This window comes from Ensifer sp. Root142 (assembly GCF_001426785.1).
Classification (GTDB): domain Bacteria; phylum Pseudomonadota; class Alphaproteobacteria; order Rhizobiales; family Rhizobiaceae; genus Ensifer; species Ensifer canadensis.
In genome coordinates this window covers 930,026-957,012 of record NZ_LMFK01000001.1, presented here as the reverse complement: position 1 = coordinate 957,012, position 26,987 = coordinate 930,026, and the positions used below count along the sequence as shown (strand labels likewise).

Genomic DNA, 26,987 nt, shown 5'->3' with positions numbered 1-26,987 from the left:
TGGATCGGTGCTCTACAACGGTCGAATCGCTCTGTTTGCGCGCGCTGGATGAGGATCGACCGACGCGACCTGTTCAGGCGGCCGGAAATAGGATGGCAACCCTAAGCCCGCGCCCACCTGATCCATCGGTCAGACTGGTTCGCGCACCGTAAAGGGCAGCAATTTCCTCGACAATCGGCAGACCGAGCCCCGTTCCAGGCGCTTCGCTCGCGCCGCGCTGAAACCGCCTGAGCACGCTCTCGCGCAATTCCGGCCTGATCCCGGGTCCACTGTCTTCGACCTCCAGGGATACGACGCCTTCCTTTTCGCTCACTCGCGTCGTGACCTCCGCCCCTCGCCCGGCATAGAGCAGCGTGTTGCCGATCAGGTTCTTCAGCATCTCGCCGACCAGCAAAGGCTCTGCACGAACGAAGGCTTCGCCCTCGCCGTCGAAACCCAGATCGATGCCGGCGTCACCGGCAGCGGGCACATGTTCAGCGGTGATGCCGCGTGCCAGCTCGACCAGGTCAATCCGCTCGAGTTTTCGCGCCTCATCCTTTCCGGCAGCGTCGATCTTCGCCATCAGCAAAAGCTGCGCCAGAATGCGCTCGGCGTTCGCAACGGCCTCGTCGGCCTTCTTCACCGCCTTCTTGGTGTCCTCGATCGAGCCTGCGCGCAGTGCCAATGCCAGCTGCGTTCGGATGATTGCGAGCGGCGTGCGCAACTGATGGCTGGCGTTGCCGGTAAAATTGCGCAGCGCGTCGAGCGCCGACTGAAGACGCCCCATGAACGAATTGACCGTGTCGACAAGGCCTTGGACTTCATTGGGCACACGCTCGCCGATTGGATGCAGATCGTCGGGACTGCGCTCGGCAATCGCATCGCCTAAGCGATAGAGCGGCCGCAGCGAGAAGGTAACGGCAATCCAGACGATGACCGCGGCGCCGGCGATCATCAGGCCGAGGCGCAAGGCGGAACGAACGAGAATCGTCTGTGCCAGTTGTCGGCGCGCGATGGTCGTTTCGGCAACCGTCACGACAAAAGGAACCGAGTTGATGCCTGTCGAGGCCGAGCGGCGCAGTGCCGCGATCCGGATGGGCTCGCCGCGGAACGAGGAGTCTGCAAAGGTCGTGGAGCTGCCGGGGACCTCGTCCAGAGACGGCAGGGTCTGGTAACCGGTGATGAATTGCCCGGGCGGTCCATCGACGCGGTAGAAGACACGATCCTGCGCCGCTGACGTCAGCATCTCCAGCGCCACATAGGGGATGTCCACCTCCAGCGAACCATCCTCTGCAACAACCACGCGCTCGGCGATGGCGAGGGCCGAACCGGCGAGAACGCGGTCCGACACGACATTGGCTGTTGTCACCGCTTCGCGGTAGGTGTCCGTCAGCGCCACGACGCCGATGACGGCGGTTGAGATCAACAGCCAGCCAAGCAGCCTGCGGCGAAGGGAATAGACCGCCGCTCTCATTCCGGCCCGGCCGCTTTGTCGAGATAGTAGCCGATACCGCGCGCCGTTCTGACCGTCAGGCCGTGTGGAGCAAGCCGCTTCCTGAGGCGGCTGACATATTGTTCGATCGCATTCGGGCTCAGATCGTCGTCAAAGCCGGTCAGCGATTGCATGATCGCCTCCTTGGCGACGACCTTGCCGGCGCGCATGAACAGGAGTTCGAGTAGCCCCAGCTCCCGGGCTGGGATTTCGATCGGCACTCCACCGGACGAAAAGCTGCGTGCATTGAGATCGAGCGACACATTGCCGTAGCTGACGGTCGACGCGCGCAATCCCGCCTGGCGGCGAAGCAGCACGCGCACGCGCGCTTCAAACTCGCCGATATCGAACGGCTTGATCATGTAGTCGTCGGCGCCGAGGTCGAGCCCCTTCACCCGCTCCTCCGGCGTGCCCCGCGCCGTCAGGATCAATACCGCCGCACTGTTCTGCCGGGCACGCATCGCTCTGAGCACATCAAGTCCGTCCATCTCCGGCAGGTTCAGGTCGAGGATCACCAGATCGAACGTCTCGGCCGCGGCAACCGCGTGGGCCGACGCGCCGTCGCTGACGACGTCGACGGCATAGCCGCTACCACGCAGGATGGCCGACAGACCCTCGGCAAGGACCTGATTGTCTTCAACAAGCAATATGCGCAATTGTCTTCACTCCCCGCTTCACTCTATCCGCCGTTGCCTTGCTTGTGAACGGTGGCGCGCTGAGGCATTGTGGATTTATGCAGTACTTGATTTCTTTTCTCTTTTTGGTTCTTTGTCCCCGGCTCCTTCTGGCCGCACCGGTCATTTTTCCGGCGCTTTCAGGCGCATCTGACGCCAGGACGCTGGTCGTCTATTCCTCACTCGATGAGCCTCTCGCCAAACCGATGATCCTCGGCTTTCAAAAAGCCAATCCGGATGTCGCGGTGCGCTATGAGAATATGCTGACGGGGGAGATCTACGACCGTATTGTCAAGGAAACCGACGCGGGGCTGAAGACCGCGGACTTCGCCTTCTCGTCTGCGATGGACCTACAAGTCAAGCTGAGCAACGACGGCTATGCCCAGCGCAGCGACTTGCCGATGAGCGGCCGCTGGCCGACCTGGGCCAATTGGCGCAATACCGCCTATGCGCTGACTTTCGAGCCGGCGGTCTTCGTCTATCACAAGCCGAGCTTTACCAAGGAAGCGCCGCCTTCGACCCGAGCCGAATTCGTCGCCTACCTCAAGCGTCAGGGCGCCGATGTCTTCGGCCGGATCGGCACTTATGACATCGAGCGCTCCGGCGTCGGCTTTCTCTTCATGTCGCGCGACCAAGAGCAGTTCGGCGACATCTGGGATGTCATCCAGGCCATGGGCGCTGCCGGCGTCAAACTCTATTCTACTAGCCAGGCCATTCTGGAGCGGGTCGCCGACGGGCGGTTCGTGCTCGGCTACAACATCCTCGGCTCCTACGCCGCCGATTGGGCAGCCCGACACCCGGATGTCGGCATCGTCCTGCCCAAGGACTATACCGTAGTGATGTCGCGGATCGGCCTCGTGCCACAAGCATCCGCCTCGCCCGACCTCGGCCGCCGCTATCTGGAATTCTTCATGTCCAAGGAAGGCCAGACGATCATGGCGCGGCAATTGCAGATCCCCGCCGTCAGCCCGGATGTCGCCGGCGAAAACACCGCCAACACCATGCAGGAGATGCTCGGTGCCCAATTGCGGCCGGTTCCCGTCAGTCCCGGGCTGATGGTCTATCTCGATCAGGTCAAGCGGTCCCGCCTGATTGCCCGCTGGAACGAGGTTCTGCGGCTCCACTAGTTCCAGCGTTTCGACCGGGTGAAATTTGTTTCGTTACTCGGTCCACCCTCGGGGATCGCAGCCCACCGGGAGAGTTGGGTGCCTAGCAGCCGACGACGGCACCCTTGGACTTTCGGCGCGGCTTCGGCCGAAATGACCCGTTGCCATCAGCGTCGGAGAGATCGCTTCTGCGTCAATTCACGAAAGCCGCAGGGCTGCAAAAGAAAAGCCATCCCCTATAACTCTGGCAGTGCCTCCAAGGGATCGAGTGCTCGAACGCCTAACGGTCCAAAAAGACGCGGATTGCGTGTCAAAACAGTCAGGCCATGCACTTGGGCTGTGGCAGCTACCGCAATATCCTCGAAACCCGACTGCTGGGCACGAGCATCATCTAGAATCTGCCCGGCTGCATGCGCGCATTGCAGATCGAACGGCAGCAGCTTCTGCGCGTACAGATACTCTATGATTTCCCACCAATCTCTTAGCCGCTGCGCCTTGGTAGTCGCACCTTCTCGTTCCGCCTTCGTGATCCCCGATTTAACCTCAGCGGCCGAAATAGCAGATAGGAACAGCTGCGAACTGGCTTTATCGAGCCATTCGACAAGCTGCTCGGAACTTTTACGTTTGGACGGGGCAAGCGCAGATATCACGTTCATATCGACCAGAAACATCAGAGATCAATCATCCGGCTCGGCTTGTTACCGCGCGGTGGGATATCGTCCTCATCACCTGGATAGGAAGCTAGGAGCCGTCCGAAACTCGGAACCTGTTTCAGCTTTTCATACTCCTCGAACGAAAGCACTACTGCTTCCTTTCTGCCGTGCCGGGTGATGATCGCAGGGTTGCCTTGTATCGCCTGATCGACAACAGCCGAAAGCGTTGCCCTGGCATCCTTGAGCTGGATCTCTTTCATGCCGGCCTCCAAATAATGACTATAGTAGTCATATAGCCGCATCAACGCTCCCGAGCAAAAGCCGAAGAGCTTAGAGACGTCCTATGTTTGAACAGCACCAAAGTGCTTTCTCTGCAGATTTGAGGCCAAAGCGCGCAGCTCGGTAGCAATCTTCACTTCACGAGTGGGCGGCATGCTCATCCAGTTGCCGTCGCCCCCTTTCCTCGCGCGCGTCATAGACCTGATCGGAACGGGCCTCGCGACGGTGGCCCTGGGTCTGCAGGATAGCCAGACGATCATGGCGCGGCAATTGCAGATCCCGCCGTCAGCCCGGATGTCGCCGGAGAAAACACCGCCAACAGCATGCAGGAGATGCTCGGTGCCCAATTGCGGCCGGTTCCCGTCAGTCCCGGGCTGATCGTCTATCTCGATCAGGTCAAGCGGTCCCGGCTGATGGCCCGCTGGAACAAGGTTCTGCGGCTCCACTAGCTTCAACGGTTCAACCCGGTGAGATCTGCTTCATTGGCCTCGGTCAATATCGGATCGTTCAAACGTGTCTGCGACCAACTCCGGTTATTCCAGACCTGGAATGTCGCCGATCCGTTCCGCGAGATAGTCAACAAGCAACCTCACCCGGGCAATGCCTGCACGCTCCGGCACGATCAGCATGCTCAAGGGTACGGCCGGCACAAAATAGTCCGGAAGGATGGGCATCAGCCGGCCATCAGCGAGCAGGTCGTCGACCAACCAACGGTGCGCGGGGGCGATGCCGCGGCCGGCGACGAGCGCCGCGCGCGCCGCCAATCCATGGTCAACCCGGAGACGTCCGTGAAAGGGCACCATATGCCGCTCACCGGTGTTCCCGTGAAGTTCCAGCATGTCGCTGCCCGCCACATTCGACATGCGAATGCCCTCATGGTCCGATAGATCCCGGGGAACGACCGGTGTTCCTCGCTTGGCGAGATAGTCCGGTGCGGCGACCAGCAGCCGCTGGCTTTGGCCCAGGGCCCGCAATTTCATCGAACTGTCTGTCAGCGGTCCCAGACGGAGCGCAATGTCGATGCCCTCCCGCACAAGATCGATGCGCTCGTCCGTCAGGCTGAGGTCGACACCGATATCGGGGTATTTCTCCTGAAAGGCAAAGATCAGTCGCGTGGCGTGCAAAACGCCGAGAGCCGCGGTGCAGGAGACCCGGATCGTGCCGGCCGAGGCACCACGGGTGCCGCGTGCCTCGTCGCCGGCCTGTTCCACGAGGCGCAGTATCTGGACGCTGTTGGCATAGTACCTGTTGCCCTCGTCAGTTATCGTCACGCGCCGGGTCGTGCGGCTGATGAGAGGCACGCCCAGCGCCTCCTCCAGTTCGCGCAGATGCCGCGTGACCGTCGACTGCCCGAGTCCGAGCTCCCGCGCAACGGCTGACAGGCTACCACGCTCAGCAACGCGCACGAATGTCCGCATGCGTTCGAGCGTGATGTCGGACTTATCCATTTTTCGGCACAATCATATGCATTCCCAAGCTATAGTGAAGCACTTGGGTGTCGTCTACATCTGGGGTCGGTTTCTCATCACAGGAATACTGACCATGAAAGTTTTGCTTGTATTCGCCCATCCAGAACCGCGTTCGCTCAACGGCGCGCTGCGCAACGTCGCCATCCGTGAACTCGAGGCACAGGGTCACGAAGTCCGTGTCTCCGACCTCTGTGCCGACAATTGGAAATCCGAAGTCGATCGGGCCGACTTTCCTTCGCTTGCAGCAGACACGCAGTTCAAGCCGAGCCGCGCATCGAAAGAGGCCTTCGCTGCCAACACCCTGACTGAGGATGTGAAGGCGGAACACGAGAAGCTCTTGTGGGCGGATACACTCATCCTGCAGTTTCCGCTCTGGTGGTACACGATGCCAGCCATCCTGAAAGGCTGGGTAGATCGGGTCTATGCCTACGGGTTTGCCTATGGTGTCGGCGAACACAACGACACCTATTGGGGCGACCGGTTTGGCGAGGGCACGTTCAAGGGCAAGCGGGCCATGTTGATCGTGACCACCGGCGGCTGGCAGGAGCACTATTCCGCGCGTGGGGTCAATGGACCGATCGAAGACCTCTTGTTTCCCATCAACCATGGGATCCTTTACTACCCGGGATATGATGTGCTTCCGCCCTTCGTTGCCTACAGGGTCGATCGTATCGATGAAGCTGGCTTCTTAGATGTAGCGGAACGTCTGCGCGAGCGGATGCGGACGCTTGCCACAACCCGGCCTATTCCCTACCGGCGACAGAACGGTGGTGACTATCTGATCCCGAGCCTTCAGCTCCGTCCAGACCTCGCCAATCCGGGTGCCCGCGGCTTCGCCCTCCACGTCGATCGGCAAGATGCAGCCGAGTAGCGTTTCAGATGAGATTTGCAGAATCGGCTCCACCAACTCTTGCGCACCATCGCCATCCGTTTCCGGGTCTGATCGGAAAACGGATGGCGGACGGAACTCCGGCCTCAGCCTTGTGGCGCCGAACGGCCACACGCCGCGTTGCATTCCGGCGATGGTGCCGGGGTCAGGTTCGCGATTCGCGCACCAACCGGAAACGGCACGAGCGCCTGCCCCACGGCGAGCCCATTCGCGCCGCGAGTGGCAAGCAACAGCCTAAGATTCCGTAAACACTACGCTTCATTTTCGCAATGAGGACTTGATGTCAGCTTAATGTCAGCTTTCTATGATGGCTTAGCAGTCGCTGGCGCCCCGTGGAGGCGGGCCCGCCGGTTGCGCACTGGGAGGAAGTCACCAATCCGGTCAGCGACAAGGGTCCTTTGGACACCGTCGCGTCTTCCCGTTCGCACGCAGAAACAACGTGCGCGTGGAAAATCGCGCCTCATGGAGGACTGACCTTGAAACACTTTTTCCTGGCATCCATTCTCGCCGGCGCAATGGCGCTGCCGGCCTATGCGGCTGACTACACCATCATCGCTCCGGCAAATCCGGGCGGCGGCTGGGACCAGACGGCTCGCTCGCTCCAAACCGTCCTGCAGCAGGAAGGCATCTCCGGCAACGTACAGGTCCAGAACGTACCGGGCGCCGGCGGCACCATTGGTCTCGCCCAGTTCGCAAGCCAGCAGAAGGGCAACCCGAACGCCCTGATCGTCGGCGGTTACGTCATGGTCGGCGCAATCCTGACCAACAAGTCGCCGGTTACCCTCAAGGATGTCACCCCGATCGCACGCCTCACCGGCGAATATGAAGCAATCGTCGTTCCAGCCGCTTCCGAGATCAAGACGATGGCTGACCTCGTCGAAGCCCTCAAGAAGGATCCGGGCGCAGTTTCCTGGGCTGGCGGCTCTGCCGGCGGTACCGACCACATCGCCGTTGGCCTGATTGCCAAGGCAGCCGGTGTCGACCCGACCAAGATCAACTACATCGCCTATTCCGGCGGCGGCGAAGCCCTTGCAGCCATCCTCGGCAGCCAGGTTACGGCTGGCATTTCCGGCTACGGCGAGTTCGAAGCCCAGGTCAAGGCCGGCACGCTGCGCCTGATCGCAGTCTCGAGCGGCGAGCGCCTCCCCGGCATCGACGCGCCGACGCTGAAGGAATCCGGCCTCGATGTCGTCGTTGAAAACTGGCGCATGGTTGCAGCCGCTCCGGGCTTGACCGACGAGCAGAAGGCAGCCGTTTCGGCCGACGTCGAAAAGCTCGCCAAGTCGGCCGGCTGGCAGGAAGTCCTGAAGACCAAGGGTTGGCAGGATAGCTACCTCGCAGGTGACGCTTTCGCCGCCCAGCTCGACAAGGACGTTTCGGCCACCGAAGCCGTCCTCAAGGACATTGGACTGGTGAAATGACCAAGGGGCTCAACCCTTCGACCACAACGCGTCGCCCGGATCGGGCGGCGCTCTTCATCGCGGCCGTGCTGGCCGCCATCGCTGGCCTCATTTTCTGGGACGTGTCGCGCCTGGCAGGCGCTGCCGGTTACTCCCAGGTCGGACCGACGACGGTCCCCTATGCGATCGCCTGCTGTCTTGCGGCCCTCGCCATCTGGACTGTCTTTGCCGCATTCCGCCACGATTTTCCCGAGCGCGAGCACCAGGAAATCTCACCGGTTATCTGGATCATCGCCGGACTTGCAGCGCAGATGCTGCTCTTGAACGTCGCAGGCTTTTCGATCGCCACCGGCATTCTCTTTGCGCTTACCGCGCGCGGCTTTGGCAAGCGCAAGCTCTGGTTCTCCCTGCCAGTTGGTATCGCGCTCTGTTTTGCCGTCTGGGTGATTTTCGCCAAGCTCCTGCAGTTGTCGCTGCCCGCAGGGCCGCTTGAACATCTGTTCTTCTAAGAGGGCCGTAGACCATGGCTACTTTTGAATTCCTGTTGCAGGGACTGTGGGTTGCTGCCCAGCCGATGAACCTGCTTTACGCGCTGATCGGCGTGACGCTGGGAACCGCCGTCGGCGTTCTTCCCGGCATCGGCCCAGCCCTGACCGTCGCGCTTCTGCTGCCCGTCACCTACCAGCTCGATCCGGCCGGCTCGCTGATCATGTTCGCCGGTATCTATTACGGCGGCATGTATGGCGGCTCGACCACCTCGATCCTGCTCAACACACCGGGTGAAAGCGCCTCGATCGTCACCGCGCTCGAAGGCAACAAGATGGCGCGCGCCGGACGGGGCGGACCTGCGCTTGCGACCGCCGCCATCGGCTCATTCGTTGCCGGTTTGATCGCGACGCTCGGCCTTGCCTTCATCGCGCCCTACATCGTCAAGCTCGCCCTGGTCTTCGGTCCGCGTGAATATTTCGCGCTGATGGTTCTCGCCTTCGTGACCGTGTCATCTGCGTTCGGCGATTCCACGCTTCGCGGCCTGACCGCGCTCTTTGTCGGCCTGGCGCTTTCCGTCGTCGGCATCGACCAGTTGACCGGACAGGCGCGGCTTTCTTTTGGTGTTCCGGAGTTGCTCGATGGTATCGAGGTCACGACGCTTGCCGTGGCGATGTTCGCCATCGGCGAGACACTGTTTATTGCCGCACAGGGCGAGAAGGGTCCGGACAAGGTCGAGGCCGTGCGCGGTTCGATCTGGATGAGCAAGGCCGACTGGGCGCGCTCGTGGAAGCCCTGGCTTCGCGGTACGTTTATTGGTTTCCCCATCGGCGCAATGCCAGCCGGCGGCGCCGAGATCGGCACCTTCCTGTCCTATGCGGCGGAAAAGCGTCTGGCGAAACATCCCGAAGAGTTCGGCAATGGTGCTATCGAAGGCGTCGCCGGTCCGGAAGCTGCCAACAATGCATCGGCCGCTGGCACGCTTGTTCCGCTTCTGACCCTCGGCCTGCCGACGACGGCAACCGCCGCGATCATGCTCGCCGGTTTCCAGCAATATGGGCTGCAGCCGGGTCCGCTGTTGTTTGCCACCAATCCGCAGCTCGTCTGGGGTCTGATCGCCAGCCTCTTGATTGCCAACTTCATGCTGCTGGTCCTGAACCTGCCGCTGATCGGCTTGTGGGTTAAGCTGCTGACCATCCCGAAGCCGTGGCTTTATGCAGGCATTCTCTTGTTTGCGACGCTCGGCACCATCGGCGCCAACCCGTCGGTCTACGAACTGGGCATGCTGCTTGCCTTCGGTCTGCTCGGCTATGCCATGCGTGTGTTCGGCTACCCGATCGCCCCTGTCGTCGTCGGCCTGATCCTTGGGCCGCTCGCCGAGCAACAGCTCCGCCGGGCGCTGGCAATCAGCCAGGGCGACGTCAGCGTGCTCTTCACCTCGCCGATCGCCGCCGTGCTGCTGGTCATTGCCGCTGCGGCACTGATCATCCCGCTGATCCTCAGGGCCCGCGGACGTGGCGAAGTGCTGGCGCAGCTCGCAGCCAACGAAGACTAAAAAGCCTTATCCTCCCAAGGCTCAATTAGCAGGCCCGGACGATCGATAGTCGACCGGGCCTGCTTGCCTTGCATGGCTGGAGTGTCCAATTGTGCATTGCAAAAAGACCCGGCAAACCCCATCTTTTGCTCATCAGAGAGAAAACGAAAGCGAGCAAAGAGATGGCTACCACAACTTACCGCAAGGGTTTCATCGGCCGCGCATTCGCAGTTCTCGGCGCCGCTAGCGCCGCTGCCGCTGCTGTCGAAGGCCACCGCCGCCCGAAGGCAAGCGACCTGCGCACCCTCGGCATCGATCCGGCGAACTTTCCGGACGCACGCCGCGGCTAACAGAGATTTCCAGCGCCCGTTACGACGGGGCGCCTTATCCTCCCAAGGATGAAACGGCTCGACATCGAGAGATGGCGGGCCGTTATTTTGTCCGTTTGAGCGCAGTGCATCACCAGAAAGGTGCGAGGCAACTCGTCCACCAGGAAATGCGTTTAAGGCGATGCCGTTTCCGTGACTCCGCATAAGGCTAAAGCGTTCTAACGCCCCGTCGCCATGCGCATCAGATCACGCATGCGCTGCCGCAGGATGCGGCCCCACGGCACCTCCGCATCGATTGCCCGGTATCCCGCCTGCGTCAGCGAAAAGCGGACGCTACCGTCGATCTCGCGCCTTGTGATGTACTGCATGTTCAAAGCGCGAAAGACCGCGGCATGAAGCTCCTGCGGCCAATCGATATCATCGGCCGGCACCCGATGTGCGCCCGCGCGATAAACCTCTTCCAAGACCCGCTTCAGATCGCCTGAAATCACCTGCCATCACTCAACGAAGACGTCCTTTTCAATATGGCTTTCCCAACACCCATTGGATCCCGTCGACAAGGTTAGCACATTTCTGTCGAACTACCCTTGAGTGGGCGTCATTGCTGATCCGCCAACTCAAAGGCACGCGCGCGCGTTAGCGTCGAGCGGCATAAGCACACTGTCAAGCTGTCGAACAGGTGCTGACGAACCGCGAATGTGTAATCACCCACCATCGAGTTGATAATCCAAGGCATCTGCCGGAGATCGGCTGGCCTGTGATACAGCGATATGCACATAACCGGCCGTGAACGCATGATGGTTTTCCGTGCGCTATGCAGGCCGCGATCTCGCTGCCTTCAATGTCCACCTTCAGAAGGATTGATCCTGCACTCACCCAAAATATCATCCACGCGGCGATGACAATATGGTTGGCACCATCTGAATCAATTGTGCTGCCCTCGCCATCATCGGAGAACGCCGGGACGTGGTGACCATCTGGAAATCGAGGGGCCGACGTCGGATCAGGCTCGCTTCAACGCGCTGACGCCGATGATCGCGGCGGCATAATCGCGGCGGAAATCCACTTGGTAAAACGCCCGAAACTCTTCAGACAAAACGCCACCTCTCCTTCTGGCCCTTTTGGGAAATCAGCTACACACAAGGTTCTCTATCGATAACCATGTGGGACGTGAGCGTGGTCCGCTGATGGGCGGATGGTACCGGATCACCGCTCGCGTGACTAAAGGGATCATCATTCTATGAAAGTTGTCATACTCGCAGGGGGGCTGGGCTCGCGGCTCGCCGAAGAAACCCCTGCGGATGAGGCGAAGCTGGTCCGTGTAACCCGCGGTCATGTTTTTGACGTCGCCGAGGATCTGCGTCCGGGTTCACCAACTTATCTTCGGTGGGCCGGCGTCAAACTGCGCGCCGGTAAGCATAACGCCCTTTACATTCCGGAAGGGTGTGCACACGGCTTTCTGCCGCTTGAAGATGACTGCGAGACTTTTTACGAAATGCCGGAAGTGCATGTGCCGTCAAGCGCACGCACCGTTCGCTGGAATGATCCAGCCTTCTGCATCGACTGGCCATTTGAACCGATCATCATGAATGAACGGGATGCCGGATGCCCAGATTTTTCCAGAGAGGAAAACACGTGAGCGACGTCAAACTCAGTATCTGTATTCCAACCTACAACCGGGCGGATTTTCTCACGAAAGCGCTGACCTATTTCGTTGAAACCTACGAGATCCCCTACAATTACGAAATCGTCATTTCAGACAACGCCTCTCCCGACAATACCGCCGAAGTAGTTGAGAATTTCATCGCCAAGGGGCTGCCAATCCGCTACTTCAGGTGTCAGGAAAACCTCGGAATTGAACCTAATCTTGCTAGTGCCTTTCGCCATGCCCGAGGCGAATACAACATCTACGCTTCCGACGACGACATGCTCGTAATGGATGGCCTCATCGAGGCCATAAGTTACATGGACAAAAATCCCGACCTTGTAGTGTGCTACGCACCTTGGTACCTGCACAATGAGCAACTGAGTGTCGATCACGGCACGTTTTATACGGTCGATAACGATGTCAAGTTCAAGCACCGTAACTTCATGTCGGTCTTTAACTTCCTGATCGACCAGCATGTGTTTCCAGAGGTAGGCATCTATCGCTCCGCCGCACTCCGCGCTGCTTGGGTGCCGCGTTACTTTGCCTATTGGGCCTTTTCCCATCTCGCGCACTACCTCGACATTGGCGCTGTGGCGTTCCTGAAAAAGCCGTTCTATCGCGCGGTCATCGTCTCAAAGATCGTCCGGGACCGACCTCAGCTGGGTAACGAAGAGGTCATGACGGCGTGGGATCGCTACCGTGGCGGATTGGAATACTTTCTCTATGTCGGCGCCAAACGCGGCGCGATCGAGCAGACAGCTGATAGCCGTGCCCTCTACGACGAAGCGATCAAGCAGTTTACGCTGACGCGCATGGGGGTGGCGATGCGCTTCTGGGCAGCAAGGAAGGACTATGTTCGGGCTTATGAACTTTATACCCGCCTACTTCTGGGAGGGCACCGAAATAACCCTGAAGTGACCCAAATCAGCCGGTCTATACATTTGATGGCTGCAGTCCAGACGTTGTCATGGCTAGTCAACGCTTCAGCGGAGGTGAACCGACTGGTGCTTTACGGCGTAGCTGATCACGCCTCGCTGGAATCGCTCCTGCGTGAGGTTGGCCTGAGAAGTGACGTTGCCGTCATAAGCTATGAACCAGACCAAGCGCCGGATGTGATCGAACGATCTGCAGTGTTTCTCAATGATGCGGCAGATCGGGACGTGTTCGTCGCTCGCGGCTTCCCACCCAATCTCATACTTTCCGACGCAGATATTACCCGAGCAATCCTGCCGTGAAGTTCAGTCAATCTGACTAAGTCTATTCCACCATGACTCGAACAGTTGATTACCGATATGAGAATATTGATTACAGGAAACATGGGATCTGTCGAACCTGTTCTGGTGCGCTATCTGCGCACGGAAACCGCAATCGCTCCGCCGTGATCGGTCGAAACCGACGCACGCCGGTATTTGCCCACGTCGCAAGTTGGGACAAAAGGCTCGTCTCTCGCGGGGCGAGCCGTTTGTTTGGGTGTCTACCCCTTATGCCTCGACGCGAACGTGGCTGTGCTCGGCTTCACCGTTACGTTCAGCCTCACGCTCCCGCTTGTTGTAGCGGATGGAGGACCAGAGCGAGATACCGATCAGGGCAGCGCCACCGAGGCCGGTGATCACTTCAGGGATGTGCACCAGCGTCTGGAAGTACATGACCACCGAGAGGATCAGGATCGCGTAGAACGCACCATGCTCCAGGTATCGGTACTCGTTGAGCGTGCCCCTCTCCACCAGCATGATCGTCATCGAGCGCACATACATCGCGCCGATGCCAAGGCCGATGGCGATGACGAAGAGGTTCTGCGTCAAGGCGAAGGCGCCGATAACGCCGTCGAACGAGAAGCTCGCATCAAGCACTTCGAGGTAAAGGAAGGCACCGAAGCCACCCTTTGCCGCTGCACTCATCGTCTGCTGCGACGCGTCGAGCAGGCCGCCGACGACCTCGACGACGAGGAAGGTCAAGAGGCCGTAGATGCCTGAATAGACGAAGGTATGCGCCTCTGCCGGATCGAGCAGGGTCGAGAAACCAAGGATCAGCGCCAGCACGAAGGCAATTTCGATGCCCTTGATCGTGGCGAAACGCGCCATCTTGCTTTCGACCCAGGAGATCCAATGCACATCCTTCTCATGATCGAAGAAGTAGGTGAGGCCCACCATCATCAGGAAGGTTCCGCCGAAAGCTGCGATCGGCAGATGCGCATCATTCATGATGCGGGCATATTCTTCGGGCCTGCTTGCCGCCAGAACGATCGCATCGATCGGACCGATGCCCGCCGCAATGACGACGATGAGCAGCGGAAAGACGATACGCATGCCGAAGACGGCGATGATGATACCCCAGGTCAGGAAGCGGTGCTGCCATTCCGGGGTCATGTCCTTCAGCTTGTTGGCATTGACGATCGCGTTGTCGAAGGACAGCGAGATTTCGAGAACGGCCAACACGGTGCAGATGAAGAATACCGCTGCCATGCCGCCGATCGTGCCGGTCGACTGCCAGCCGAGCCAGGCGCCAAGCACCAGGCCGATCGCGGTGACGATGAATGCCCACTTGAAATAGCCAATGGTGCTCGTGTGCGTTTGAGGCTGCGTCATCGACGGACCTCCTTCGCGCGCACGACACCCGGTTCTGAGAAGAAGTGGGGTTTGGAAACGAAAACACGCACGGCCGAAAGGGCACATGCGTTGGGCATGAGATCAGTTTTCATGGTAGCTAATCCGCCGGCTAATTTGCTGGCGGTACCGACATCACGAGAGCGCCGTAAAAACTCTCGCCAGAGGGGCCCGGCACCAGTGTTCATCCCACGGTCCGATGTCTGGACGGCAGGATCACCCCTTAAGTAGCAGCGCCGCGCGTTACGTCAAGAGGCAACGCCATCTCCCACAAGGTGATCTGGTGTTCCAGGATTGAAATCATCCCAAGCAGATTGACGGGCGGTCCGGCCGGAATCATTCGTAAAACTTATCGTCCCATTCGAACAGCACGATGGATCGGCGTGCAGGAATGTGTCAAAGGCACGCGAACACGTTTGAAAGCCGCTCCCATGACCATAATAGCCGCCTCCGCAACCGCGCCGAACGCCGCTCGGACAGGTGTCATCATCATGCTTCTCGGCATGTTGATGTTCTCGCTCAACGACGTCATGGGCAAATGGCTAGTGGCGACCTATTCCGTCAGCCAGTTGATGGTCATTCGCAGCATTGCAGCCCTGCTCGTGCTTTCGCCGTTCATCCTGAAACGCGGGCTGCGTTCGATGTTGAAGGTCGAACGGCCGTGGCTCCAGGCGCTGCGCTCGCTGCTTTTTGCCGTCGACGCATCGGCCTTCTATTTCGCCGTTGCCTACATGCCACTCGCCGACACCATGACCTACTGGCTGGCAGCGCCAATCTATGTTGCAGCCGCCTCGCCGTTCCTGCTTGGCGAGAAGGTCGGCTGGAGGCGATGGACAGCAATCCTCATCGGTTTTGCCGGCGTCGTGATCGCACTCGAACCGTCAAAAGACACCTTCAGCCTGCCGGCGCTGATCGCCCTTGTCGGCAGCGCCGCCTTCGCTTTCGCGCTGATGCTCGGCCGAACGCTGCGCTCGACCCCGGATACGACGCTGGTCTTCTGGCAGGTGATCGGCGCGCTGGTCTTTTCCCTGGTCGGCGTTGCCGCCAACCCAGCCGGTTGGGCGCCCGTCGATGGCGAGGCGATCCTTCAGCTCGGCATGCTGGGTATCGTCGCGATGCTCGCGCACATTCTGGTCAACCGTGCGCTGAAACTCGCGGATGCGGCGACGGTGGTGCCACTGCAATACACGCTGCTGCTTTGGGCCGTCGTCTTCGGCTGGTGGTTCTTCGGCGACACGCCACGTCCAACCGTCATCATCGGCGCCGGGCTGATCGTCGCCTCGGGTCTCTTCATCTTCTTCCGCGAACAGCAACTGAAGAAGCGGGGCCGAACCATCTAGCCATTGGGCGATCGGAACTTCTGGACGAAGGGTGTTCCATCCTTCTTCGTCCTCTGCTACCTCGCACGCGTCTCAAAGCTGAAGGAGGCTCACTTGGCCAAAGCAATCCATTCGATGATCCGGGTGCTCGACGAGCAGAGGTCCCTGGATTTCTACAGAGTGGCATTCGGGCTTTTCGTCGCCGAGCGGCTCGATTTCGAAACCTTCACGCTTGTTTATCTCAGCAATGAAGAGAGCGAGTTCGAGCTCGAGCTGACAATCAACAAGGATCGAACCGAGCCCTATGCACTCGGCGACGGCTACGGTCACCTCGCTTTGTCGGTGGGCGATCTCGACAACGAGCACAAGCGATTGACCGATGCTGGGCTTGGTCCGAACAAGATCGTCGAGTTCAATCGCGACGGCGCACTTCTGGCCCGGTTCTTCTTCATCACCGATCCGGACGGCTACAAGATCGAGGTCCTGCAGCGCCACGGTCGGTACAAGTAATCGTCCAATGGCGGCCATGATCAATCGAAACAATACCGGTTATCGCGCCTATCTATTTCGCTTATAGCCAGAGCGGACTTAGTGTTCTCCAGAAGCATCAAGAATGATGCGCCAACAAGGGGAACACGGATGAAGAAACAGATTGCAGCAATGATGCTGGCTGTCATGGCGACGGCAACGGCGGCGACAGCCGCTGACAAGATCAAGATCGGCACCGAAGGCGCCTATCCGCCCTTCAACTTCGTCGATTCCGCCGGCAAGATCGGCGGCTTCGATGTCGATATCGGGCTGGCGCTCTGCGAGCGCATGAAGGCCGACTGCGAGGTTGTCGCGCAGGATTGGGACGGCATCATCCCCGGCCTGCTCGCCAAGAAATACGACCTCATCATCGCGTCGATGTTCATCACCGAGGAACGCAAGAAGCAGGTCGCCTTCACCAATCCCTACTATCTTGCGGCCATGACGCATGTGGCGCCAAAGGGCGCCGGCATCACCACCTTTACCAATGAAGCCCTCAAGGGCAAGGTGATCGGCGCCCAGTCGGGCACCACGCAGGCCGATTTTATCGCCGCCACATATCCGGACGCCGAGATCAAGCTCTATCCGACCCAGGATGAAGCCAATCTCGACATGGTCAACGGCCGTCTCGACCTGCAGGTCGGCGACATGCTGCCGCTTCTTGATTGGGTGACGAAGAACGATGACGGCAAGGCTTGCTGCGAAATCATCGGTGAACCGATCACCGACAAGAAGTTCGTCGGCGACGGCGTCGGCATCGCGGTGCGTCAGGACGACAACGACCTGCGTGAAAAGCTCAACAAGGCGCTCGACGAAATCCGCGCCGACGGCACCTACAAGAAGATCAACGACAAGTACTTCACTGTCGATGTCTATACGATGAAGTAGTTCGGCCCGCGAGCCTCGGCCGTCACGGCGGCCGAGGCTCAACCATCCATTTCTCTTTCAACAGCTCATGGGTTAGACGCTGAATTAGTTTCTGCTGTACGTTCGCTACCGAACCGGGACCGCGCCCCTAGGTCGGCAAATGCGGAGCAATCAATGTCAACGTGGGGAGATAGCGACCAACATCACGCCTGAGCAACGACAGCCCGCGCCAACGCCCGCCTGACTGTTTCTTAGGAAATGCCGGAGAAGTCGGGGAGCACGCCGCCCCCGTCCCGCCTGCTCTGCGACACCGTGGGAAGACCTCGCTTGCTAGAAAAAGAGCCTCGCAAGCCATTGGCGTCAATCAACCATGGCTGGCCAATGAAACTCGTATAGTCGACATCGCACTGATCAACCCAGCCAGCTCGGACGGACACCGGACTTACGAAGATGGAGCGGAGCCATGTACGCACCGCTTCTTGCCTGACACAGCCGTTGAAGCGGCCCTGGGACTGTCACATCCACAGGGCCCCCTGGTCGCTAGCTAGTGCCATCCACAAACGGTAAACCACTGAAATTATTGGAGGAATCGCGATATTGCCTCGGGCAAAGCCCGGCGGTTTCAGGTATACTTTAGATCAAGCTACTGATTCTAAAGACAAACCCGTCACCGCCGGAGCCGACAATGCGCCAAGAACGCACCGTCCAATCCAGTATATTCGATCTTTTTGCCGGGCACGAGATCGGCCGTGAATTGAAAGCCATGTCTCAGTGGCTGGATGAGCATGGCGAGGTGCTGAGCCGAGTGACAGAGGATCTGCGCCGACAAGGGGTCAAGGAAACCGGCCGCGAGGGGCTGCCGGTCGAGGCTGTGCTGCGCTGCGCGCTGCTCAAGCAGCATCGCCAGTTGAGTTATCAGGAACTGGCCTTCCATCTCGAAGACTCCGCCTCGTTCCGCGCCTTTGCCCGGCTGCCCTGGGGATGGAGCCCGAAGAAGTCGGTCTTGCACAAGACGATTAGCGCGATCCGGGCGCAAACCTTTGAAGAGATCAACCGGGTGCTGCTGGCGAGCGCCCTGCAGGAGATGCTCGAAAGTGGCAAGGTCGTGCGCGTGGACAGCACCGTCACCGCCGCACTGATCCATGAGCCGAGCGACAGTAGCCTATTATGGGACGCTGTCCGGGTGATGGTACGGCTGTTGCAGCAGGCCGATGGACTGGGTAGCACCATCCCATGGCACGATCATTGCCGCGCGGCGAAGAAGCGGGCTCGAGCGATCGAATATACCCGCGGTCGCCCGAAACGGGTGAAGCACTACCGCGAACTGCTCAAGATCACGCGCACGACCTTGAGTTATCTGCAGCAGGCGAGTGAACAGTTGCCCCTGACGGCGGGCCCGGCCGGCGAACTGTGGCAGACCCAGTTCCGCCACTATAAGCCGCTGATCGAGCGGATCATCGCCCAGACCGAACGGCGGGTCCTGGCCGGCGAGCCGGTGCCGGCTGGCGAGAAGCTGGTGAGCCTGTTCGAGCCGCATGCCGACATCATCGTCAAAGGCAGCCGCGACGTCGACTACGGCCACAAACTCAATCTGACCACCGGCAGAAGCGGACTGGTCCTCGACCTCGTCGTCGAAACCGGCAACCCGGCCGACAGCGAGCGCTTGCTGCCGATGCTGGAACGCCACATCGCCTTTTATGGCCAGGCGCCGCGTCAGGCGGCGGCCGACGGCGGCTATGCCAGCCGCGATAATTTGAGCGGAGCCAAAGCCTGTGGCATCCGCGACATGGCCTTCCACAAGAAGTGCGGCCTCAAGATCGAAGACATGGTCAAGAGCCGTTGGGTCTATCGCAAGCTCAGAAACTTCCGCGCCGGCATCTCATGTCTGAAGCGCGCTTATGGCTTGGGGCGCTGCACCTGGCGCGGGCTCGACCACTTTAAGGCTTATGTCTGGTCCTCGGTGGTCGCTTACAATCTCGCCCTCCTTGCCCGCCTCAGGCCGACCTTACGCTCCTGATCCGGTAGCGTTCAGAGCAAGCCCGGCGAGCGTCGGCCGATACCCCATGACCCCATTGCCGCCAGATCGCTCTTCGGGCCATAACCTGCGCGGCCTTCTGCCATCACGCGTCGGCCGAAACGGGGTCGGCGACCCACGTTACGAACAGCATCGCGCCCTTTAGGATGAAGCGGTCGCGATGCGCGGATAGGCTCAGCCGGTACAGGAGCCTTTCGAGCGCGTAGCGCGTCAGCAGGATCTGAAAGTCCGTGCGCTCCGCGCGGGACCGATCCAGAAGCCGGGCGCGCACTGATGCCCCGACGTTTTTCTTCGGTTCACGCGCCATCAGCCACCGTCGCTTCGACATAGGGTCGCATGGTCGACCAGATTCTGGCCCTCTTCGCGTATGTCCAGAGTTCGTCGCTTGTGGTTTTGCGCCGCCGGAGCCCCTCGCGCAGCCCCTCCATCGCAACATCGAGGCCGACTTTCGTCCTATAACGGAAGCAATCGACGATCGAACGCGCCGGACTTGTGATCGGCACGTCGACCCCCTCGATGCGATGCCGTTCGACACCCTCGGCGAGAGCGGTGCCGGTGAAGCGTACGAAACGGATAGGCGGATAGTCGATCTTGGGGCGCCAAGCCGTTCGATCGATGGCCATCCAGACCGCCGACGGCATTTGCAGCGTCAGCTGATGAAATTGCAGCGCCGAGGTCAGGCAGACGATCCCTCTCGGCACAAGCGCCGATGCCTCGGCCAGGGCATGTCGTGCGTCGGCCGCAGCGTCGGGAAGCTGGTAGAGGCCGCGCGCCGGACGAACGACTTCTTCATCTCGTACCAGGCGCGCGAGCGTCTCTGAGCCAATGCCGTGCGCGGCGAAATCTTTCAGCCGCAGCATATGCCGGGCTTTCAGGAGTTCCAATGCGCGAGCCCGTTGGGTGCCAGCCGTGTCCACTTTCGTGATGTTTCCTCTGCTAAAAATCATACCAGCAGAGGTTTTAACACATTCGCCTCTGAAAAACACCCATGCTCACCTGCTCCTTGACTTCTACCCCAAACTAGAACGAATATAGAACATTACGTCCCCGTCCCTGGAGGTCAAGAACGAACGTGCGGTCAGAGCCCGCCACTACGTCAGCCATCAAGCCCTAGCGGCATGTCCCCTTCCCAGAACGTGGGTAAACGGCTCCAGTGGCAAACCTTCCGCTTTCGCCCGTTCGACGACTGCGGAGGTCACCCGGTTCAAGGTGGCGCGCGACATCGGAGCATCCGCGTGATACCGCGACGGCAGCAGATATCTTGAATTCCCTGCACAGGTCTTCAGGGCGATCATAATGTCGTACCTGGCGCGACAGGCGTTATTCGCCTTGGAGCGCTTCATCCGCTCCTTGGGGATCGTCCAGACCGCATTCTCGAAGTCGACCTCGTCCCATACGCGTTCTGCAGCTCGCTCTTGCGTACCATCGTGAGGAGATAGAGCCGCATTCCCAAACGGATCGTGGGAAGCGTGGCGATGTGGTCGAGTTGCTTCAGCACCACTCGAATTTCAGAGGATGAGAGCGCGCGGTCTTTCGGCACGAAAGTGGTGATCGACGCCGGTCCCACTTCGGCTGCCGGGTTCGCGACCTTCTCTCCGTGCAGGATGGCAAATCCGTAGATCTACTTCACAGGATGTCTCGCACGTGGATGGCCGTCGCCGGAGCGCCGCGTTCAACGATTTTCCCGCAATGGGCTCGTAGATCGTCGGGCGTGATCTCCGTCAGGAGACGATTGCGCCATACCGGCAGAAGTTCTCGCTCGAAGATGGAACGCCGCATGGAGCGCGTGCTGTCAGCCATCGGAGCGGCGGTGAGCCCATATTACTGACACGCTCTTATCCGGAAATAGAAAATAGCAGAAATGCATCCGTGCAAATCCTCCAATTGGAGGACCTAACTGCCGACAGGGCTATACTCGCGTGACAGTATCTATGGTGTCGGCGTGCATGCCGGGCATTTTCCCGCACGGCCGCCGTCGTGCCATTTTGCACGCCAAGGCGCTGACTGCCACCAATATACGCTGGGCCTTAGCAAACGGGGCGCGTCGGTCACCTGTTCTTCCCCACTGACCGTGCACTCCGTATCCGTGAAAGCCCGCACCACGCCGATCCGGGCACTGACTGGCGACGCTCATTGTCGCCGTCAAACCTCCAGGTTGGCTGACACGGCAACACGCGCTAAACGTTGGATGTCGAGACATGGCGTTGTTTCGACCGCGATGACAAGTCACCGAGGTACATATGTTCGATCTCAACGGCAAATCAGCTCTCGTCACCGGCGGTGGCCGCGGACTTGGCTTTGAGATGGCAAAAGCGCTTGCCAAGGCGGGCGCATCGGTGGCGATCAATGGCCGGAATCGCTCGGCATTGGAGGCGGCGCGCGGACAGGCCGCGAGTGAAGGCATCACGCTTGATACCGCGCCCGGCGACGTGGCGGCAGATGTAGACGAGATACTGGCCGCGGCGACAGGCAGTACCGGAAGGCTAGATATTCTGATCCACGCCGTCGGTGAGCGCGACCGCCGCGGTACGCACGAGATGGATGCTGCCGGCTTTGCGGCCTTGATCAACACCGATCTGACTGCTGCCTACGGGATGGCGAAGGCAGCGCTGCCCTATCTCCGGCAATCGGACACCGGACGGCTGATCTTCGTCACCTCGATCGCGGCCTTTGCAGCCCGCGCCGGCGACCCTGCCTATACTGCGGCGAAGGGCGGGCTTGAAGCATTGACGCGATCGCTTGCGGTCGAACTCGGCTCGGACAGCCTGACGGTCAACGCGATCGCGCCCGGCTGGTTTGCAACGGAAACCAATGCCGCGCTTGCCGCCGATCCCGTGTTGCAGCAATTCGTTGATGTCCGCATCCCATTGAAGCGCTGGGGCCGGCCGGAGGAGATCGCACCTGCCGCCGTGTTCCTCGCGTCACCAGCCTCGAGCTTCGTCAACGGTATCACCTTGACGGTCGATGGCGGCATGACGGTTCAGATGTAAGCCGCGGCACTCGAAGCAACTATCAGGGCGCAGAAACCGCTTTTGAAAGTCCGTCGCCAAGAAGGCTCGCCAGCGTGGTCGCGGCCTTTTCGGCGCCGGCTTTGAGACGCAGGCTGAACTCGGCATCAGGCAAGGCCGGCAGCGCCAACCTTTCGGGCGCAATCGCCACACCCTCGCCGACGAAGCGTTCGGTTCGCGCCGTCAGCGCGATGCCGCCACGAACCGCGGCACGAAGCCCGGAGAGGCTCGGGCTTGTCGCTGCTATCCGGTAGGGCCGGCCACTTCCCTCAAGCGCATCGACCGCGGCTGAGCGGAAACCGCAGGGCGGATCGAGGACGGCAAGCGGCAATTCCTCGGCGACGGGCATGATATCGGGCGATGCACACAGCCAGACCATCGGTTCGCACAGCACCGCGACTTCGTCGAACGCCCCGCCTTGCCGCATGACGATCATCACGTCCACCGCGCCCAGATCATACTGAGCCACGAGCTCTTTCGAACGGCCGACCCGCAGATCCAGCCGCACCCGCGGATGTGCGCGTGCAAACTGTTGCAACAGCCCCGGCAACGTGCTGTCGGCAAAATCCTGGGTGCAGCCGAGCGACACGCGTCCGTCAGTACGTGCGCCCTTGAGGCTGAGCCACGCGTCACGGTGAGCGTCGAGGATCTTGCGGGCGTGGACGACGACATCTTCACCGGCTGGCGTCAGCACCCGGCCACGCCCGGATGGTGCCAGCAACGCCTCGCCGATCAGACCCTCCAGCCGCTGCATCTGGGCAGTGACCGCCGAAGGGGTGCGTCCGACGACCGTGGCGGCATGCGCCAGCGAGCCGCTTTCGGCAAAGGCCAGGAATGTGCGCAACAGGTCTGGATCAAGCGTCTGCATAACTTCACAATAATCGAACTATTACTCAAAAACAATTCGATTTAATTGCTCCAACAGAACTGCGAGATTGGCTTCAACACCAACCGACACTTGAAAGAGCCAATCATGCCTATCATCAATGTCACCGTCACCGGCAAGGCCGACGCTGCGCTGTCCCAACGCATCGCCACCGTCGTCAGCGAGCTGACGGCCACGCATTTGCGCAAGGATCCGACGATTACGGCCATCGTCGTCAATTATGCCGATCCGCTTCACTGGTTCGCCGGCGGCCGCTCGCTCGCTGAACAGGGCGCCAACAGCTTCTGGCTTGATATCAAGGTTGTGGACGGCACCAACACCAAGCAGGAGATGGCAAGCTACCTTCAAGCGGTCTTCGCCGGTTTTCAGCAGTTGCTCGGCAACGTGCATCCGGAAAGCTATATCCTCGTGCACGAGGTCTCGGCTGCCGCCTATGGTTTCGAAGGCAAGACGCAGGAGTTTCGCTACATCAGCAACCAACTCAAAGCGGCGGTTTAGCCGCCACGTCTGGGATGGTCAAAAATATACGGCGCCGGCTCGCGTCGACGCCGTATACCGGTTACGCCGGTCAGCCGGGCTTTGCTTCCTCATTGCCGCGCAGCAGATGAATGAGCGCGGAAAAGTCTTCGCCACCATGGCCGAGTTTCTCGAACATGGAATAAAGCTGCGCTGCCTGCGCGCCCATCGGCGTCGAGGCGCCGCTTGTGCTTGCCGCTTGCTGCGACAGCTTCAGATCCTTCAGCATCAGGCTTGCTGCAAAACCGGGCTTGTAGTCGTTGTTGGCAGGTGATGTCGGCACCGGCCCCGGTACCGGGCAATAGGTCGTCAGTGACCAGCATTGACCGGACGAAGTCGACGCAACATCGAACAATGCCTGATGCGACAGGCCGAGGCGCTCGGCGAGTACAAAGGCCTCGCAGACTCCGGCCATGGAAATGCCAAGGATCATGTTGTTGCAGATCTTTGCCGCCTGGCCCGCACCGACGTCACCGCAATGAACGATCTTCTTGCCCATGGTGTCGAGCAGCGGCTTGCCGCGGGAAAAGGCATCATCCGTACCGCCGACCATGAAGGTGAGCGTGCCGGCGGCGGCCCCGCCGGTGCCACCCGAAACGGGCGCGTCGAGCGACAGGCATCCGGCCTTGTCGGCAAGCGCATGCGCCTTGCGAGCGCTGTCGACGTCGATGGTCGAACTATCGATCAGCAAAGTGCCGGGATCAACGAAGCCAAGCAGTTCATCCCAGACATAGAGCACATGGGCGCCAGCCGGCAGCATGGTGATGATGCATTCCGCCTCGCGCACCGCATGCGTGATCGAACCTGCAACCGAAACACCCGTCTTTGCCGCAGCGTTGCGCGATGCCTCCGACAGATCGAAACCGGTCACCGCGTGGCCGGCCTTCACCAGATTGGCGGCCATTGGGCCGCCCATGTTGCCAAGCCCGATAAAGGCGATCTTCGTCATCTTCACTCCTCCTGAATTGCAATTCGACCGACGCCAACCGGAGCGACTGGCTCCCTCAGGCGACAAACAATGGCAGGTGATCTCGGTTCGTAAATTGCGCGCGCTTCTCTTCCGTCACATCGGACAGGCCCACCGACCATTTCGGGTTGCGGTCCTTGTCGATGACGGCGGCACGCACGCCCTCATAGAAATCGGGATTGGAAAGCATGCCGAGCGTGGCCGAATATTCCCGCTCGAGGCATTCGTTGAGCGAGGCGCTGTTGCGTCCGGCACGCAGGAGATCGAGCGTCAGCGTCATGCTCAGCGCCGAACGCGAGCGAAGCAGCGCCAGCGTTTCCCAACCGAAGTCACTGTCTTCCGCCTCGAGCGCGGCAAGGATCTCCTCGACCGTATCGAAGGCAAAGCACCGGTCGATTGCCTTGAGATGCGCCGCGAGCGGCGATGTCGGAACCTGCTCGGCCACCCCTTGAATTGCGGCATCGACATCCGCGGCCTTGGCTGAAAGCGGCAGCGTGGCAAGGGCAGTGAACAGTTCATCGAGCTTGGCGGTCGGCACATAATGGTCGGCAAGGCGCGCATGGATTGCATCAGTGGCGCCGATGTCGCGGCCGGTAAGCCCGAGATAGGTGCCGAATTCGCCGGGCGCGTGCGGCAGCAGCCAGGTGGCGCCGACATCCGGGAAATAGCCGATGCCGGTTTCCGGCATGGCAAGCCGGGTGCGCTCGGTGACGATACGGTGGCTGCCATGTGCCGAGATGCCGACACCGCCGCCCATGACGATACCATCCATGATGGCGACGTAGGGCTTCGGGTAAGCGGAAATCCGGCTGTTGACGACGAATTCCTCGCGCCAGAACTGCGCACCTTCGGCCGGCCGCTCGCGTCCGCTCTCATAGATCATGCGGATGTCGCCGCCGGCGCAAAGCCCGCGCTCGCCTTCACCCGTCACCATCACGGCCGCGACAGACGGATCGCTCTCGAACTCGGTCAGCGCCTCGGCGATCAGCCGGATCATCGGAACGTTGAGGCTGTTCAACGCCCTTGTGCGATTGAGCCGGATGCGGCCGATTGCGCCCTGGCGTTCGACGATGACTTCCGGTGCTACCGCCTGCATTTCCATGAAAAGCCCTTCCTATTTCCGGCCGAAGATCGAGCGCGCCACGATAAGCCGCATGATCTCGTTGGTACCCTCGAGTATCTGGTGCACTCTCAGGTCCCTGACAATCTTCTCGACGCCGTAGTCGGCGAGATAGCCATAGCCGCCATGGAGCTGCAGCGCGTCGTTGGCGACGGCAAAGCAGCGATCGGTGACGAAGCGTTTGGCCATGGCGCAAAGTTTCGTCGCCTCGGGGTCACCGGCATCAAGGGCCGCGGCCGCGCGCCAGAGGAAGGTACGGGCGATTTCGAGATCGGTTGCCATATCGGCGAGGCGAAACTGCAGTGCCTGGAATTCGCCGATCGCCTTGCCGAAGGCGCGGCGCTCCTGAACATAGGCCAGTGCCCGGTCGAAGGCAGCCTGCGCACCGCCGAGCGAGGCTGCGGCAATGTTCAGCCGGCCGCCGTCAAGCCCGCCCATGGCGATCTTGAAGCCGTCGCCCTCGGCACCGAGGCGGTTTTCAGCGGGGATCCGCACGCCGTCGAGCATCACGGCGCGGGTGGGCTGCACATGCCAACCCATCTTCTTCTCGTTCGCGCCGAAGGTGAGGCCGGCCGCATCCTTTTCCACCACGAAGGTGGAGATGCCCTTCGGCCCGTCCTCACCGGTTCTCGCCATGATCACATAGAGACCGGACACGCCGGCACCGGAGATGAACTGCTTCTGGCCGGTCAGCACGTAACTGTCACCGTCCTTGACTGCCTTGGTCTTGAGCGCTGCCGCATCCGAACCGGATCCCGGCTCGGTCAGGCAGTAGCTCGCCAGCGTCTCCATCGTCAGCAGCTTCGGCAGCAGCCGATGGCGCTGCTCGTCGGTGCCATAGCGGTCGATCATGCCGGCGCACATGTTGTGAATGGAAACGAAGGAGGCAACCGCCGGGCAGCCGGTTGCCAGCGCCTCGATGATGATTGCGGCGTCGAGCCGCGTCAGGCCGGTGCCGCCGACATCGTCGCTGATATAGATGCCTGCCATGCCGAGGGCGGCTGCGGCCTGCAGCTTATCGACCGGGAAATGCTTTTCCTGGTCCCACTCAATGGCGTTAGGCGCCAATTCCTCACGAGCGAAGTCGAGCGCCATCTGGCGGATGGCTTCCTGTTCCTCTGACAGATGAAAATCCATATGCATGTCCTCCCTGACCGCATATTGAACGATTGGGGCTAGTTACACCAAATTCCGTACAGG

27 protein-coding genes and 2 pseudogenes are annotated in these 26,987 nt (G+C 60.5%); 15 read left to right on the top strand and 14 right to left on the bottom strand.

The window, feature by feature from the left end:
* Positions 1-73: 73 nt before the first annotated feature.
* Positions 74-1,453: a sensor histidine kinase gene (locus ASD52_RS04530; RefSeq protein WP_057223174.1), complete on the bottom strand. Its 1,380-nt coding sequence runs from the start codon at positions 1,451-1,453 to the stop codon at positions 74-76.
* Positions 1,450-2,127, bottom strand: coding sequence for a response regulator transcription factor (locus tag ASD52_RS04525; protein WP_025429021.1), 678 nt, complete (start codon positions 2,125-2,127; stop codon positions 1,450-1,452). Before ASD52_RS04525 ends, ASD52_RS04530 begins: the two co-directional genes overlap by 4 nt.
* A gap of 77 nt (positions 2,128-2,204) precedes the next feature.
* Between ASD52_RS04525 and ASD52_RS04520 the strand changes: the two genes are divergently transcribed.
* On the top strand, positions 2,205-3,272 hold the full coding sequence (locus tag ASD52_RS04520; RefSeq protein WP_057223172.1) for an ABC transporter substrate-binding protein: 1,068 nt from the start codon (positions 2,205-2,207) through the stop codon (positions 3,270-3,272).
* Positions 3,273-3,487: 215 nt separating this feature from the next.
* Here the strand turns inward: ASD52_RS04520 and ASD52_RS04515 are convergent, their stop codons facing one another.
* Together ASD52_RS04515 and ASD52_RS04510 are read right to left on the bottom strand one after the other, a co-directional pair.
* Entirely contained in the window at positions 3,488-3,922 is a 435-nt protein-coding gene (locus ASD52_RS04515; protein WP_057223170.1) for a PIN domain-containing protein, read from the bottom strand.
* Complete coding sequence (locus ASD52_RS04510; RefSeq protein WP_057223167.1) at positions 3,922-4,164, bottom strand: type II toxin-antitoxin system Phd/YefM family antitoxin; 243 nt, start codon at positions 4,162-4,164, stop codon at positions 3,922-3,924. Before ASD52_RS04510 ends, ASD52_RS04515 begins: the two co-directional genes overlap by 1 nt.
* A gap of 259 nt (positions 4,165-4,423) precedes the next feature.
* Between ASD52_RS04510 and ASD52_RS36815 the strand changes: the two are divergent.
* Positions 4,424-4,632: pseudogene (locus ASD52_RS36815) on the top strand (ABC transporter substrate-binding protein); the annotation flags it as partial.
* An 84-nt stretch (positions 4,633-4,716) separates the two neighbouring features.
* Here the strand turns inward: ASD52_RS36815 and ASD52_RS04505 are convergent.
* Positions 4,717-5,631 (bottom strand): LysR family transcriptional regulator, encoded by a 915-nt coding sequence (locus ASD52_RS04505; RefSeq protein WP_057223165.1) that lies wholly within the window; start codon positions 5,629-5,631, stop codon positions 4,717-4,719.
* Positions 5,632-5,725: 94 nt separating this feature from the next.
* Here ASD52_RS04505 and ASD52_RS04500 point away from each other — a divergent pair, with 94 nt between their 5' ends.
* The 5 genes from ASD52_RS04500 (at position 5,726) to ASD52_RS39220 (ending at position 10,311) form a co-directional block, all read left to right on the top strand.
* Entirely contained in the window at positions 5,726-6,523 is a 798-nt protein-coding gene (locus tag ASD52_RS04500) for an NAD(P)H-dependent oxidoreductase (RefSeq protein WP_057223163.1), read from the top strand.
* A 494-nt stretch (positions 6,524-7,017) separates the two neighbouring features.
* On the top strand, positions 7,018-7,962 hold the full coding sequence (locus ASD52_RS04495) for a tripartite tricarboxylate transporter substrate binding protein (protein ID WP_057204588.1): 945 nt from the start codon (positions 7,018-7,020) through the stop codon (positions 7,960-7,962).
* The gene (locus tag ASD52_RS04490; RefSeq protein WP_057223161.1) at positions 7,959-8,450 is read left to right on the top strand and encodes a tripartite tricarboxylate transporter TctB family protein; all 492 of its coding nucleotides are present in this window, start codon (positions 7,959-7,961) and stop codon (positions 8,448-8,450) included. Before ASD52_RS04495 ends, ASD52_RS04490 begins: the two co-directional genes overlap by 4 nt.
* Before the next feature lie 14 nt (positions 8,451-8,464).
* Complete coding sequence (locus ASD52_RS04485) at positions 8,465-9,982, top strand: tripartite tricarboxylate transporter permease (protein WP_057223159.1); 1,518 nt, start codon at positions 8,465-8,467, stop codon at positions 9,980-9,982.
* A 161-nt stretch (positions 9,983-10,143) separates the two neighbouring features.
* Positions 10,144-10,311 carry a hypothetical protein gene (locus tag ASD52_RS39220; protein ID WP_156408139.1) on the top strand — a complete coding sequence of 56 codons (168 nt, stop codon included), beginning with the start codon at positions 10,144-10,146 and terminating at the stop codon, positions 10,309-10,311.
* Positions 10,312-10,508: 197 nt separating this feature from the next.
* On the opposite strand, the gene ASD52_RS04480 is transcribed toward ASD52_RS39220, so the two are convergent.
* On the bottom strand, positions 10,509-10,754 hold the full coding sequence (locus ASD52_RS04480) for a hypothetical protein (RefSeq protein ID WP_156612886.1): 246 nt from the start codon (positions 10,752-10,754) through the stop codon (positions 10,509-10,511).
* Between the two features lie 776 nt (positions 10,755-11,530).
* On the opposite strand from ASD52_RS04480, the gene ASD52_RS04470 reads away from it, so the two are divergent.
* Positions 11,531-11,929 (top strand): dTDP-4-dehydrorhamnose 3,5-epimerase family protein, encoded by a 399-nt coding sequence (locus ASD52_RS04470; protein WP_057223153.1) that lies wholly within the window; start codon positions 11,531-11,533, stop codon positions 11,927-11,929.
* Complete coding sequence (locus ASD52_RS04465; protein WP_057223151.1) at positions 11,926-13,173, top strand: glycosyltransferase family 2 protein; 1,248 nt, start codon at positions 11,926-11,928, stop codon at positions 13,171-13,173. The genes ASD52_RS04470 and ASD52_RS04465 overlap by 4 nt, the downstream gene beginning before the upstream one ends.
* Before the next feature lie 246 nt (positions 13,174-13,419).
* Here ASD52_RS04465 and ASD52_RS04460 read toward each other — a convergent pair whose 3' ends face one another.
* Complete coding sequence (locus ASD52_RS04460; protein ID WP_057223149.1) at positions 13,420-14,523, bottom strand: DUF475 domain-containing protein; 1,104 nt, start codon at positions 14,521-14,523, stop codon at positions 13,420-13,422.
* A gap of 449 nt (positions 14,524-14,972) precedes the next feature.
* On the opposite strand from ASD52_RS04460, the gene ASD52_RS04455 reads away from it, so the two are divergent.
* From ASD52_RS04455 to ASD52_RS04440, 4 genes are all read left to right on the top strand, one after another.
* Positions 14,973-15,881: a DMT family transporter gene (locus ASD52_RS04455; RefSeq protein WP_057223146.1), complete on the top strand. Its 909-nt coding sequence runs from the start codon at positions 14,973-14,975 to the stop codon at positions 15,879-15,881.
* 93 nt (positions 15,882-15,974) lie between these two features.
* On the top strand, positions 15,975-16,370 hold the full coding sequence (locus tag ASD52_RS04450) for a VOC family protein (protein WP_057223441.1): 396 nt from the start codon (positions 15,975-15,977) through the stop codon (positions 16,368-16,370).
* 129 nt (positions 16,371-16,499) lie between these two features.
* Positions 16,500-17,276, top strand: a complete 777-nt coding sequence (locus ASD52_RS04445; protein ID WP_057223143.1) for an ABC transporter substrate-binding protein — start codon at positions 16,500-16,502, stop codon at positions 17,274-17,276.
* A 664-nt stretch (positions 17,277-17,940) separates the two neighbouring features.
* Complete coding sequence (locus tag ASD52_RS04440) at positions 17,941-19,272, top strand: ISNCY family transposase (RefSeq protein WP_057223142.1); 1,332 nt, start codon at positions 17,941-17,943, stop codon at positions 19,270-19,272.
* Positions 19,273-19,375: 103 nt separating this feature from the next.
* Here ASD52_RS04440 and ASD52_RS04435 read toward each other — a convergent pair whose 3' ends face one another.
* The 3 genes and pseudogenes from ASD52_RS04435 to ASD52_RS39710 form a co-directional block, all read right to left on the bottom strand.
* On the bottom strand, positions 19,376-19,597 hold the full coding sequence (locus tag ASD52_RS04435; protein WP_057223140.1) for a hypothetical protein: 222 nt from the start codon (positions 19,595-19,597) through the stop codon (positions 19,376-19,378).
* The gene (locus ASD52_RS04430; RefSeq protein WP_057223139.1) at positions 19,587-20,150 is read right to left on the bottom strand and encodes a type IV toxin-antitoxin system AbiEi family antitoxin domain-containing protein; all 564 of its coding nucleotides are present in this window, start codon (positions 20,148-20,150) and stop codon (positions 19,587-19,589) included. Before ASD52_RS04430 ends, ASD52_RS04435 begins: the two co-directional genes overlap by 11 nt.
* 279 nt (positions 20,151-20,429) lie before the next feature.
* A pseudogene (locus ASD52_RS39710) lies at positions 20,430-21,105 on the bottom strand (tyrosine-type recombinase/integrase); the annotation flags it as partial.
* A gap of 425 nt (positions 21,106-21,530) precedes the next feature.
* Between ASD52_RS39710 and ASD52_RS04420 the strand changes: the two are divergent.
* Positions 21,531-22,280: an SDR family oxidoreductase gene (locus ASD52_RS04420; RefSeq protein ID WP_057223138.1), complete on the top strand. Its 750-nt coding sequence runs from the start codon at positions 21,531-21,533 to the stop codon at positions 22,278-22,280.
* Positions 22,281-22,302: 22 nt separating this feature from the next.
* On the opposite strand, the gene ASD52_RS04415 is transcribed toward ASD52_RS04420, so the two are convergent.
* Positions 22,303-23,166, bottom strand: a complete 864-nt coding sequence (locus ASD52_RS04415; protein ID WP_057223137.1) for a LysR substrate-binding domain-containing protein — start codon at positions 23,164-23,166, stop codon at positions 22,303-22,305.
* Positions 23,167-23,271: 105 nt separating this feature from the next.
* On the opposite strand from ASD52_RS04415, the gene ASD52_RS04410 reads away from it, so the two are divergent.
* Positions 23,272-23,682 carry a 4-oxalocrotonate tautomerase family protein gene (locus ASD52_RS04410; RefSeq protein WP_057223136.1) on the top strand — a complete coding sequence of 137 codons (411 nt, stop codon included), beginning with the start codon at positions 23,272-23,274 and terminating at the stop codon, positions 23,680-23,682.
* Between the two features lie 70 nt (positions 23,683-23,752).
* On the opposite strand, the gene mmsB is transcribed toward ASD52_RS04410, so the two are convergent.
* The 3 genes from mmsB to ASD52_RS04395 are packed head-to-tail and all read right to left on the bottom strand — an operon-like array spanning position 23,753 to position 26,924.
* Positions 23,753-24,649, bottom strand: a complete 897-nt coding sequence (gene mmsB / locus ASD52_RS04405) for a 3-hydroxyisobutyrate dehydrogenase (protein ID WP_057223135.1) — start codon at positions 24,647-24,649, stop codon at positions 23,753-23,755.
* A gap of 55 nt (positions 24,650-24,704) precedes the next feature.
* Positions 24,705-25,769, bottom strand: a complete 1,065-nt coding sequence (locus tag ASD52_RS04400; RefSeq protein WP_057223133.1) for an enoyl-CoA hydratase/isomerase family protein — start codon at positions 25,767-25,769, stop codon at positions 24,705-24,707.
* Between the two features lie 12 nt (positions 25,770-25,781).
* Positions 25,782-26,924, bottom strand: a complete 1,143-nt coding sequence (locus ASD52_RS04395; RefSeq protein ID WP_057223132.1) for an isobutyryl-CoA dehydrogenase — start codon at positions 26,922-26,924, stop codon at positions 25,782-25,784.
* Positions 26,925-26,987 lie beyond the last annotated feature (63 nt).